This is a genomic window from Mesorhizobium sp. M0292 (genome assembly GCF_040321695.1).
Lineage (GTDB): Bacteria > Pseudomonadota > Alphaproteobacteria > Rhizobiales > Rhizobiaceae > Mesorhizobium.
In genome coordinates this window covers 87,413-93,465 of record NZ_JAMYSB010000024.1, presented here as the reverse complement: position 1 = coordinate 93,465, position 6,053 = coordinate 87,413, and the positions used below count along the sequence as shown (strand labels likewise).

The following is a 6,053-nucleotide window of genomic DNA, read 5'->3' as shown; positions in this document are numbered from 1 at the left end:
TGCTGCAGGATTGGCTCACACGCTAAGCCGCCTCGTAAAGGAGCGGCGGCCGATCAGGTGTTGCCACCAATCGCCCACAGGCACCGCGCGGCGGCATCTGCAGCGAGACCAACTGCATTCCTTCGCCAATGTTCCAGCGGGATGAAAAACTGTGCGGCCGGCCGACCCGACGGTCCCTGCTGGCGCACGCAGGATCCTGGACTGCTGGACGATGATGACGCAGGCCTGGAAAGGCGGCTAGGTTGGACCTTGCTTTTCAGGCTTGACCATGATGTTTCACTACCCGCTCGGTCATCGCGGGAAGGCCAGGAGCAGAGCCGCTGGCGGCAACGATGAGTTGCGGACGAGGTCGGGCCGTGGAGGACGACGCCCTTGGGCGGCCAGGTCACTGAAGGACCAACCGAAGCGGCGCTTCGGGCGTAAAAGCGACGTCCTTGTAGGTCTGCAATGTCTGCTTATGGAGGAACGGCGGGCAAGGTCTCTTTGACCGGCATGAGGCGCATTTCTGACCGGCAGTTTTGGGGCCGATTCCAGACGGTCTGCTCTTGGATCATTGCTGGAGGATAGCTGTCGTTGAGCGTAACCTGGTTTCAACGGCGACTTCCAACCCCCGAAGCGGTCGTTCACTAGCTCGCATTAGCGACTGACTAAAATCTCGTCGTAGTTCTAAATCGCGATTCGAGATTTCAACTGTACTTCGCGACAGGTTCAAGCGCGGCGGCACCCTTGGAGCTCGCCCCACGAGTAAATTGTTCCAGCCGGCGGTTTAAGCGGCTATGGTACTGACATCGCCAACAATCAGCATCTGCAGAGACCTCCGAGGCCGTACTTGATCCAACAGCGTGCAGCACTTGTCATTGGAAATGCCAACTATACCGGCCAGAACACAAAGAAGCTCAGAAACCCCGTCAATGACGCGACGGCGATCGCGAGGAAGTTAAAAAAATACGGGTTTGGTCTAACATCGGTTTCTGATGGCTCATTTGTCCAAATGCGCACCGCGCTGAGCACATTCCAAGGCACGATACAGCCGGGCGGCGTAGCTCTGGTCTTCTTTGCAGGTCACGGCATCCAGATTGACGGCGAGAACTTCCTTTTCGCCTGTGATACGGATGCAGGAGGTGAAAACCAGGCGAAATATTCGTCCCTTTCGCTCAACCAAGTCATCGATGTCCTCGACCGATCGAAGGCGGACACGAAGATCATCATTCTCGATGCGTGTCGTGAAAACCCGTTCGAGGCTGCGTGGCATCGATCGGGCGCAAATCGAGGGCTTGCCTCAGTTTTCGCTCCGCGCGGGACGATCATTGCCTATGCGACGTCGCCGGGTCATATAGCGGCCGATGGGTTGTCCAGCAATGGCGTGTATACCGGCGCGCTGCTGCAACATATTGACGTGCCGGATACTCCGATCGAGACTGTCTTCAAGCGCGTGCGCAACACCGTCGCCGCCGATACCAACGGGAAGCAAATTACCTGGGAACACACTTCCTTGGCCGGGGATTTCTATTTCAACACGAGCGCCATGAGCTTCGTAACCACCTATGCGTCGTCATCACTCGCGGACAGCCTTTTCGTGCTCGATCCAGGCAAAACCTCACACCAAATCATCCGAGGCCTGAAGAGCGTGGACTGGTACACGCAAAACCCTGCGATGGACCGTCTGACGCCGACCTTCGCGAACACGGTCAAGGACGAGACGCTCTTCGTCTTGGGCCGCAACATCTATCAGGCTGCGCATGGCGGCGCCCGATCGCCAGAAGCCTATATCCGGAATTTCTTAGGCAAGACTAGCGGGATGAAGCCTGAAAAAATCCGTCCGCTGCTCGATGGCATCCTTTACGAGATTTTCTTCGACTCGAGGGGTGAACTCCGTGAAGCCATTAAAGGCAATATGTTCAGCGATGCGTTCGAGCTAGAGAAATTCCCGCAGTTCAAGGACAGCTTCGAGTTCATCGCCGAAACCCTGATCGGAGCGCACGGTGATTTCTACAGGGTGCCTGGCAAAGGCCATATGCTATCCGCGTCGGTCGTCACGAAGGCCGAGAAGCGCGGCCGTCTGGTCACGGGCGTGTTCGTCGACACGGTGAACGTCTTTAGCCTGAGCGATCCTGAATATGCAGTGGAGGAAGGCGAACCGACGCCGGCGCGAAGCGTAAGCCAAGACGCTTTCGAGGAGGAACTCGCAAAGGAGCTGATCGTCCCGAAGGGATTGCTGCAGGTGAGATACACACCGGCGCTTCAACCCATCGATCCAATCCGGTATCCCTATGGCTGGGGCGTCTCAAAAAAATAGCCTGAGGAGCTGTGAAATCGTGTCAGCGAGCGCAGAACCCCAGTCCCGACAACTATGTCAGCAAACCACCCCGCGCTGGCCGTTGGCGTCGATCTGACCGATCGGCGCGAGGATGTGGATTTCCCGAGGCAGATTTGGGCCGGAAGCCGCCAGTCTGCTCCCGGGCGATATCTACGATAAGCTGCCTTGCAACACACGATCGTTCCCAATCGCATGGACCGTCCAGCGCGCACTCCGGAAGCGCGTTGAGGCCCCAATCTCGACGCGGCACGACTGCCCTGCTTGACATGAGCGATGCAGGCGCGCAGATCGCCGATTGTTAAGGCATCACGTCCGTCGACCATTTTCGCAAGGTCGCGGAGCGCCCCTGATCATTATATGTTCGCCGCGATGTCACAGGGGGAGTTAGCCAGCGTGGCCAGCCAGATCGAAGAACTGATGCGGCGGGGCACCAATCGGGCTCGAGACGAGCGCCTGGCGGTCGCTCGCTACCGCAAGCGCGCCAGGCGAGGCGTGAGTGTGTTGGTGCATGACATTGAGCCGCAGTCAAAGAGGATGCGGGACGCCGATCGAGACCGGTTCCAGACAGCGGTGTCTGAACAGATGGCGACCTTCTCGCGGGCACCGTTCAATGGACCCGTCGCGCTGAAGATCGACCTAGCGACCACCAGCCGAACTGCGCCGCAGGCGCACACGATCGCGAAGAACCTGCTGGATCTCCTCGGGAAACGGCGGGCGGGGGTGCCGGGAATGCGTCGGCACCTCCTCTACAAGAACGATGCTCAGATCCAGGCGCTCTCCGTCAGCTGCCGGCACGGCGAAGATTATCCGATGATCCATGTGGCCGGCCGGCCCTTGTCGGCGCTGCTCGACGATATGGAGCTTGCGGCCGAAGCGATCCGTGTCGACGAGATGGAGAATTATGGAGACGTCTACCGGTGGGACCAAGAGGAAGAGGCTATGGAGGATCTTCGCAACCTGATCCGCGATGAGCGTGGGCAGCGCGAGCGGCTGGGTGACGACTTCTACGACGCGTACTTCAAGATGCTTCGCTGGAGCGCGCAACGCGCTCTGCTCGGGTGTAGCGGCATCGACATCCCTGTCCTCGGTTGGATGTACGGGCGTCCGGAAGGGTCGACGCCGATTCTGCCGCCCGATCAATGGGCGCTGCTGATCGGCCGGTCCAAGCTGCGCCTTCAGCTGGGCGACCTTCCGATCACCCCGGGCAGCTCAGGGGCCTTCAAGCGCAGGGTTGAGGAAGAGATCGCAGCCTTCAAGCAGCGGTGGGACTGGGTCATCAGTCCGCTGGTGATCGCCGTCGCTCTCCAGGTGGTGGTACGTCCGAGCGCAGCGACCCCCGCAGCAGTGCTTCACGACCTGGACAACATCGTCCGCGATTACCTCCTGCCCCGGATCATCCCGTCATTCGGCACGGTGACCGATCATCGTTGGACGATCGACTTCGACGAACTGCGCCGACGTGATCCCGTTCTCGCGGACCGATGGGGTCCGAACCCAACGCCGCCTCCGGGCACGAAACAGGGTGTGACGCGGTACGAGGCGTGGCGGCTTCCACCGGTCGAGGGCGAACCCGGTTTCGTCAGCGTCGCGCTCGTAGCGGATATGGACGGACGCGGCGATACGTTCGACCGTATCGACGAGTGCTCGCGCAAGTGGGCTGATGCACAGTCGAGCACGTCTGGTAAGCGACAGCGATGGTGATGATCCGGGACAAGGACGACAAGCTTGGTTGATTTGTTCTGTCTCGGGCCCGCCCATGGATCGCGGTCTATGAGACCTTCGCCGACCCAAACTTCGTCGGCGAGTACGCGCGGGAGCCGGATACACGCTTCTGGGGGATGTATGTCGCCTGCCGGCTGCTCGATCCCGGCAAGACGCTTCTGCCAACTGCAGGTTCACATGCCGAGGCGACCGGGCACTACGTCAACCACATATTCCTCAGCGATACGGTGGACGGTGTAGTGAAGTGTGCGCCGACATAGTGTCTGAACCATAGTGCTACACGTTGACGGCTGCTCTTAGGATAATTAACCGATCATCGGAGCGGCCGAACTGAGGCTGCCGTTCAGACCGTAGAGAACTCGGGAGGAGATGCTGACGCCCGCGGAATACGTGCCAGAAGTCGATGCCTTCCGCACTATCAAAAGCCGAATCTAGTATCCTACTTTGTCCATAAGCACCCGCAACTCGGGCTGAGGCGCGACCCAGAAAGTTCGAAAAGCTTCCAGGAAACCCCAGCCCAAACTGGATGCCTTCTAGGCAGCCTTGCTCCGCACCATTTTCGGTCGGCGCTTATCTCCCGTTTCTCCCAAGTTGAGCAGCGTCCGGGGATCTATGATCGACGTACCGATGACGCCAGCCTGGATGAGAAGCCATCAACTGTAGTCGACCCTTTGGGCGTCTGCTTCCTCCTAACCGCCGGAGGAGAAGCCGCAACACGAGGAATGGGCGGAGAACGTATCCAGACCCTCAATCGCCTGGGGCGGGTTCATGATTCGCTGAGCGATCGGATCGTCTCTCAGCGCCGGATCCGACGCGACAGCCAATTTCAACGCATTTACCGTATCCTTGGGAAGAAGGATCTCTAAGCTGCCGCCCGGGCCGTTTTTGTCCAACCAATCGCGAAAAACCTGTTCCTTGCCATGTCTGCGATACATATCGAGAACTTGAAATATATCCCGCGCCGCAAACGACACAGGCTCGTCAGCCGTCATGAACGTGACAAGATTGCGTGGATCCGATTGGTCGGACATGGAGATACCTTCCTAGTTAGTGTTTATCTGGACAACCGTCTGGAAAGCCTTTCTCGCAATCGAGCGGTCAACAGCGCGCGCGGCGTTTAGTGAAGTTGGGTCGCCCGTTGCTGACAAGAACTGCCCCTCGTATTGGCCTCGGGCGTCCCGGAAATCACTGTTAGCAGACTCGGGTATCGACAAGCCGATGATAACTTTATGCGTGTCGATGCGCTTTGTTTCCGCAACAAGTCCTGCCTCTGCGAGCCGGAAGCTGCGTTCTGGCAGGGGATTGAACACCACCTTCGGGGAGGCCGCCCCGCTAATCGTCGTTTCGAAATTCAGGGCCTCAGTAATAGTCGGTGCACTTCCTGTTGCGTCTTTCTTAGCTGCCAAGTTGCCGAGCAGGCTTAGGTAGACAAAATTGTGCAGCATGCCCTCGACGCCTATTTGACCCGCGATCGGGTAAATGTAGTTGGGTCCGACGATCTTGCCTCGACAGCCCCCGTAGGGCGGATGAGCGATTAAGTTATCAACTTTGTCAGTGACGGTAAATTCTCGCGTGTTCTGACGGGAACGATCCAAACTGGCATCAACTCCGAGCTCGAACAATCTTGCGGGCCAGAAACGATGTAGATGCCGATAATTGGTTGTCCAATTTCATATCAAGTTCAAAGTTGTACGCGATACCACTTGACCAAAATAGAGACACCAGTTTTCTGGCATTGCCGGTAAGCGCCGAGGGGGAGAAGCGAGTAATTTCGTCGGGAGAGGCCTTCAGTTGGCGTCCGATTTGCCGCGAAGGATCGTCGACCCCCTCCCCGCCAGTCAAATAGTCGACAAGAGTATTGCGAATGCTCTGGCGCATTTCACAACGGATTTGATTCACGATTCCAAACGTATCAACGCCCGTCACCTCTTCCGGCAACGGTCTTATAGCACATCCGGAAACCATAGTTTGTGCTGCTATGACAGCCGTCAATATCCTTTTCAAGATAACGCCC

At 58.1% G+C, this 6,053-nt stretch carries 5 protein-coding genes; 2 read left to right on the top strand and 3 right to left on the bottom strand.

Annotated elements, in window-relative coordinates:
- Nucleotides 1–829 precede the first annotated feature (829 nt).
- Both NKI96_RS27060 and NKI96_RS27055 read left to right on the top strand, forming a co-directional pair.
- A complete protein-coding gene (locus NKI96_RS27060; RefSeq protein WP_352807047.1) occupies nucleotides 830–2,296 on the top strand; it encodes a caspase family protein in 1,467 nt (488 codons plus the stop codon).
- A gap of 414 nt (nucleotides 2,297–2,710) precedes the next feature.
- Nucleotides 2,711–4,018, top strand: a complete 1,308-nt coding sequence (locus NKI96_RS27055) for a RusA family crossover junction endodeoxyribonuclease (protein ID WP_352461192.1) — start codon at nucleotides 2,711–2,713, stop codon at nucleotides 4,016–4,018.
- Between the two features lie 710 nt (nucleotides 4,019–4,728).
- Here NKI96_RS27055 and NKI96_RS27050 read toward each other — a convergent pair.
- The 3 genes from NKI96_RS27050 to NKI96_RS27040 are packed head-to-tail and all read right to left on the bottom strand — an operon-like array spanning nucleotide 4,729 to nucleotide 6,031.
- Nucleotides 4,729–5,070: a hypothetical protein gene (locus NKI96_RS27050; protein WP_023685868.1), complete on the bottom strand. Its 342-nt coding sequence runs from the start codon at nucleotides 5,068–5,070 to the stop codon at nucleotides 4,729–4,731.
- 12 nt (nucleotides 5,071–5,082) lie between these two features.
- Complete coding sequence (locus NKI96_RS27045) at nucleotides 5,083–5,661, bottom strand: Y4kA family protein (RefSeq protein ID WP_352807045.1); 579 nt, start codon at nucleotides 5,659–5,661, stop codon at nucleotides 5,083–5,085.
- Nucleotides 5,642–6,031, bottom strand: a complete 390-nt coding sequence (locus NKI96_RS27040) for a Y4kA family protein (RefSeq protein WP_352807043.1) — start codon at nucleotides 6,029–6,031, stop codon at nucleotides 5,642–5,644. Before NKI96_RS27040 ends, NKI96_RS27045 begins: the two co-directional genes overlap by 20 nt.
- Between the last annotated feature and the right edge of the window lie 22 nt (nucleotides 6,032–6,053).